This window comes from Colwellia sp. 12G3 (assembly GCF_002836775.1).
Classification (GTDB): Bacteria; Pseudomonadota; Gammaproteobacteria; order Enterobacterales; family Alteromonadaceae; genus Colwellia.
Map to the genome: position 1 here is coordinate 1 of NZ_PJAQ01000034.1, position 4135 is coordinate 4135.

Genomic DNA, 4135 nt, shown 5'->3' on the forward strand with positions numbered 1-4135 from the left:
TAACGACAAGGAAGTTCGGTGAAAACTAATAGTCTCAATATCACTCAATGTAGTTCTTCTTGTCCTAAGTGTAATATTCAAACTGATTTCTTAATGTTCGAGAGTGGTGCTGGTGGCGACTTTAAAACATACATAGGTGAAACTACCGGAACTATTTATCGACTGGATATGAATAAAATCCATTACCTAAATTTTGAGTTATCCGAACTATTGAGTGCTACGAATAAATTGGAAAGTGAAATTAGAAGTATTCCGGAACAAGTTAAATGCAAAGTTTGTCATTCAATTTTTAAAGCTGAAGTAATTTCAACTTCTGGTTATCTTGAAGTTAAGGCAGTTCAGCTGTAAAGTCGTTATAACAAGCTAATTAATAAGGACAAAAAACAGTTGGCTGTTTTCGTTCCTCAACATTTTAGCCAACAATTTTTTGCCCATTATTAGGGCGTTATACGTTAATCACAAATACATGGAGTAGTTCACTTGGTCACTTGTTATCTTAATTACGTAATTGATCCCTATAAAGCTAAAGAGTTTGAGCATTACGCTAAGCTTTGGATACCACTAGTAAATAAATTTGGTGGAACTCATCACGGATATTTCCTTCCTTCTGAGGGCGCTAACAATAAAGCCTTAGCCTTATTTTCTTTTCCTAGCTTGGCTGAATACGAAGAATACCGACTTAAATCACTTGCGGATGAAGAATGTATCAGTGCATTCAAATATGCAGAAGATACCATGTGTATTTTAAGTTACGATAGAAGCTTCTTTCGTCCTCTTTTCGAGTAAACGTATAACAAGTTGCTTAAACGGACACAAACAGCTGGCTGTGCTCGTACCTCGCTATTATAGCCAGCCATTTTTAGCCGCTTAGCAAAGCGTTATATACCTATATGAAACTTGGCATAAATTTTCAAAATCAAATAGATATCTGCTCGATTAATGATGGAACTTGTGTTCTTTCAATTATTCAATCAGAAATAATTGATGATTCAAATATCGAATTACTTCAAGATAAGATCAATCACTATTTGAGTTATGTGCTTGATGGGCAATTAGAAGAGGAAGAGCCGCATAAATATGCTCTACCCAAACGCATTGAATTAATAATTGGTCACAGTCCAACAGAAGCGTTAACTAGCTTTATTAGCCAGTTGGTTCCTGCTTTAAATTTAGAGAGTGTAAGTTTTACTTTAAAAACAGAGTAATCGGTATATAACAAGAAATTAAACAAGGACAAAAAACAGTTGGCTTTTTGTTCACTACGTTCACTTATTTTAGCCAACTATTTTTTGCCTGTTAATTAGGCGTTATGAGTATTAAGAATACTGAGCTTATAAATCTCTTTTACCATTAAACGTAGAATTAAAGCTAGTGACTTATATAGGAAGATGTAATCATGAAAGTGACTAAGTATTTTTTATTTTTAATCACTATGTTTTTTGGTTTCACGTACAGTGCTATAGCCGGTGAACGTATCCTTTTAAAGTCCCCCGTACTTTATTATGAGTGCATTGCTTGCACAGATGTTCCTAATATAAGTCATCCATCATATGCGGCAATTTTTAAACCTGTTATTAATGATTGGAATAACTTTAAGGACAAAAAGACAATATTACGATTGCTTAGAATTTCAGAGTACGAGAATAAAATGATTTCCTTAAATAAAACTGAAGATTACTTCGCACCTGAAGCAAGGCTGATGTTAATAGGACTACTCGATTATGCTGTGATGCTCGATAGGTACGGGTATGTGAAGATAGGGCTTGATGTGTACAAATTAGAAAAAGGTTCCAGAGCGAAATTAGACTCAATCCTAGGTGGGTTCAGATAGTATAATAATGCTTTTGGGTTTACTTTGGGGGGAATACACATAACAAGCCAATTAAGACGGGACTGCTAACAGCTTGCTCGGTTCCGCTACGCTTCACATTTTAGCAAGCTATTATCAGCCCCTTATTGGGGCGTTATGTTTTCAAAGGAGTTGAAGCTTGAATTCTAGTAAGTCGATTATTATCTGGTTGGTTATCTCAACTGTACTTCTATTTACATACTCTGGTTTTTCAATTTGGCTTCCTCATTATGTAGAAAAACAATATGAACAAAGCAATAAGCAAAGCCTTAAAGAAAGGGTTGCATTAATTGAGCTAGCTATTGAAAAAACTAAAAGTGATGATTTCGTAGATAAATCACAAATTATTGGTGTCTTTGAATCAATCATAGAAAGTGAAAAATCAAGCGAGTTATATATTTCAAAATTAGTAGGTCTATTTGCCACAATTTCAAATATTCTTGTTGGTTTACTGCTTATACATTTGGCTTCTTTAATACCAATATTTAAAGGTTTGGTTAAAAAGAAAACATAACAAGCTATTCAAGCGGGACAAATTACAGTTGGCTGGTTCCGCTCCGCTTCACATTTTAGCCAACTACAATTTGCCCCTTAATAGGGCGTTATATGCCAAGGAATCTCCAGCAATGGATGCGCTCGAAAAATTAGCGGAAAGAAACCGCGAACATAATAAAATTAAAAAGGATGAAAAATTCTCAACATATTTTCTTATGTTAGGTTTATTGCCTTTCTACGCGGATCTCATTTATTCAAAATTTGTTGTCGGTTTAGAGTTTCCAGAAAGCTTGGGTTATTTTTTATTGTCACTCGCTGGTAATTGTATTTTCGCTTTCCCTGTTTTAGGCATGGGAAGTCTTTTGCTCTTTCCACGGTTACTGAAATTGTTTACTTTAGTTGGTATCCAAATTTGGTTTGCGTATTTTTGGGTATACCATGAATTATCTTGGGTTGGCTTTTTACCTTTAGTAATAGTGTATATAATTTTTCAAATACAATTACCCAAAATAAAGCAGCGTGCCGTGGAAGAAGATGGCATATAACAAGAACATCAAACGGAAAATTTACAGTTGGCTGTTTTTCGTTCCTCAAAATTTTAGCCAACTATAATTTTCCGCTTATGTAAGCGTTAGAGGAACAAATATGAAATGGATATTCGCCGCACTTTTAGCCACATCATCATGCCTTGCATTTGCAAGTGACTGTGTAAAATTCACTGATGAAGATTACTGCAATGTTTGGAAAAATAAAGACGGAGACGTAAAAACTATTGAGTTTCTGCGAAAAGATCAAAGTTTAGAGTCTTGGGATAAAATGATCACTGCAAAATTATATAGTGATAAATCAGCGTTAAAGCAGGTACTTCCTGGTTATGTCAAAAGTGTTAAGTCAATGTTCGCGATTAAACCTGAAATTTTATCACCTCCAAATTCCCAGCATGAAGAAGAAGTCTTTATATTAATGGTGCTACTAGCTCCAGATAAATCACACTATGAATATGTAATTAATCGGTTTTATCGTGACGCAAACACTGTCAGCTCAGTCTTTTATTCGCATAAATTACCTTTTGCAAAAAATGTTGATTTTACCGATATAATGGAAAATAAGAATTCATGGCTTGAACAACTGCAACAAATAAAAATAGAATCATATTTTGGCGCGTAAGTTCCTCTAACAAGGCGTTCAAACGGACAAATAACAGCTGGCTGTTGTTCGTGCCTCACACATTTTAGCCAGCTATTATTTGCCGCTTAACGTGGCGTTAGGGTTCAAGGATGATTTCGGAAAACTTTTCATGGTCTGAGAGTATTTATCTAAAATACGATTCCATCGAATATGATCTTCATAACGATTTTGATTTCATCGAAATTAATTATATTATTGAAAATCAATCAGTTACTCTTAAATGGATAAGAGGCACTGGAAATTGGGTAAATCAAAATCAACCTAATTTAATTGTTCTAAATATATCGAATGTATCTCAGTTTGAATTTAAGCCAAGAGATTCTGAAATGCCTTTCACAGAAGATGATTGCTTAGAAAGCTTTGGTTTTATATCAGATGATGATTGGTGCGATGGTCAATTCTGGGTTGATAAAGCCCCAGATGAAAGCTGGCTTTGGTCATTCGTTTTTCAGTCTGGAGCAGAAATTATAATTGGGGCTAAATCAGCTATTGTGCAAATTGAACCCTAACAAGAAATTAAACAAGGACAAAAAACAGTTGGCTTTTTGTTCACTCCGTTCACCTATTTTAGCCAACTACTTTTTGCCTGTTAATTAGGCGTTA

General features: G+C 34.6%; 8 protein-coding genes. All 8 read left to right on the top strand.

What is annotated here, in order from left to right; genetic code table 11:
* Positions 1–18: 18 nt before the first annotated feature.
* The 8 genes from CXF71_RS21515 (at position 19) to CXF71_RS10010 (ending at position 4041) form a co-directional block, all read left to right on the top strand.
* Positions 19–348, top strand: coding sequence for a hypothetical protein (locus CXF71_RS21515; protein WP_198559869.1), 330 nt, complete (start codon positions 19–21; stop codon positions 346–348).
* Between the two features lie 132 nt (positions 349–480).
* Complete coding sequence (locus CXF71_RS09980) at positions 481–786, top strand: NIPSNAP family protein (RefSeq protein WP_101232817.1); 306 nt, start codon at positions 481–483, stop codon at positions 784–786.
* 104 nt (positions 787–890) lie between these two features.
* Complete coding sequence (locus tag CXF71_RS09985) at positions 891–1205, top strand: DUF6572 domain-containing protein (protein WP_101232818.1); 315 nt, start codon at positions 891–893, stop codon at positions 1203–1205.
* 191 nt (positions 1206–1396) lie between these two features.
* A complete protein-coding gene (locus CXF71_RS09990; RefSeq protein WP_101232819.1) occupies positions 1397–1831 on the top strand; it encodes a hypothetical protein in 435 nt (144 codons plus the stop codon).
* Between the two features lie 157 nt (positions 1832–1988).
* Positions 1989–2363 (top strand): hypothetical protein, encoded by a 375-nt coding sequence (locus CXF71_RS09995; RefSeq protein ID WP_101232820.1) that lies wholly within the window; start codon positions 1989–1991, stop codon positions 2361–2363.
* Positions 2364–2475: 112 nt separating this feature from the next.
* The gene (locus tag CXF71_RS10000) at positions 2476–2889 is read left to right on the top strand and encodes a hypothetical protein (protein WP_101232821.1); all 414 of its coding nucleotides are present in this window, start codon (positions 2476–2478) and stop codon (positions 2887–2889) included.
* A 100-nt stretch (positions 2890–2989) separates the two neighbouring features.
* Entirely contained in the window at positions 2990–3511 is a 522-nt protein-coding gene (locus CXF71_RS10005) for a hypothetical protein (RefSeq protein WP_101232822.1), read from the top strand.
* A gap of 110 nt (positions 3512–3621) precedes the next feature.
* Complete coding sequence (locus CXF71_RS10010; RefSeq protein WP_101232823.1) at positions 3622–4041, top strand: hypothetical protein; 420 nt, start codon at positions 3622–3624, stop codon at positions 4039–4041.
* The last annotated feature ends 94 nt before the right edge of the window (positions 4042–4135 follow it).

What these genes read in the sequence shown, in the direction of transcription:
- CXF71_RS10010 (WP_101232823.1), top strand. Translation starts at nt 3,622, where the DNA reads ATGATTTCGGAAAACTTTTCATGGTCTGAGAGTATTTATCTAAAATAC.
- CXF71_RS09990 (WP_101232819.1), top strand. Translation starts at nt 1,397, where the DNA reads ATGAAAGTGACTAAGTATTTTTTATTTTTAATCACTATGTTTTTTGGT.
- CXF71_RS10005 (WP_101232822.1), top strand. Translation starts at nt 2,990, where the DNA reads ATGAAATGGATATTCGCCGCACTTTTAGCCACATCATCATGCCTTGCA.
- CXF71_RS09985 (WP_101232818.1), top strand. Translation starts at nt 891, where the DNA reads ATGAAACTTGGCATAAATTTTCAAAATCAAATAGATATCTGCTCGATT.
- CXF71_RS10000 (WP_101232821.1), top strand. Translation starts at nt 2,476, where the DNA reads ATGGATGCGCTCGAAAAATTAGCGGAAAGAAACCGCGAACATAATAAA.